Source organism: Oleiphilus sp. HI0066 (assembly GCF_001635725.1).
The window spans coordinates 1-823 of the sequence record NZ_LWFH01000432.1; the positions used below are offsets into that span (position 1 = coordinate 1).

The window sequence follows — 823 nt, forward strand, 5'->3', positions numbered from 1 at the left end:
TCCTTTCTTATAAAGTACTCCGTCTTTTTCTGGTGATATGAACGAGTGTTCAATTGCTCCCGCACAGTATTCGAATTTATGTTTTTTATTTTCTTTGTCAGGAACTTGCCCGCTTTGGTTAGCTACTACCACACATTCTGAATCAGATGCGACAACAAGGTTAGCATTATGAGTGACTATTATGATCTGTCTTTTGTTTTTGCGTTGCCTAATATAGCCTTTTAAGAGGTCATAAATGGTTCGGTTATCTAGATTGTCTTCAGGCTGGTCAATCAATATAGGGTGGGTGGCGTTACTGAGGTGCAAAAGAAGGTTTAGTAATACGAGCCCTCGTTTGCCTGGTGACATATGCGCAATTTCATCACCGTTATAATTAACGATGTAGTTGAATTCGAAGCAGTTGCTAAAAAGTCGTTTCGTAGCAATTTCTAGCGATACTCCTTTTTTTAGAGTAGGTGCGTCTACTTTGCTCTTTATTGTGCTAAAAGCTTTTTCAATGGATTGGTTGTATGTATCTTTGCGGAAAATAGGAAATCCGCTTTCATCGAAAAGGTCAGGGAAAAGTTTTTCTAAATTTGTACGACGATCGAAGGATTTAATAAATTCATTGAATTTATCTGTGTTAATGCCCAAATCGCCTTTGATCCCAATTCCTTCATCTAGTTGGTAGTCTGTTTTTGTAAGTTCATTTGAAATATTTAGATAGCATTCTGTAAGCTGCTTGTGGTGATTGACTATTTGTTCGTAGACTTCTTTTCCGCGAGCATTTATAGATTGTATATGCTGTTCAATTCCCAATATCTGGTTGAGTTTCTCCTTTTCA

At 37.2% G+C, this 823-nt stretch carries 1 pseudogene; it reads right to left on the bottom strand.

From position 1 onward, the window contains the following. Positions 1 to 823, bottom strand: a pseudogene (locus tag A3738_RS30655) (TrlF family ATPase); the annotation flags it as partial.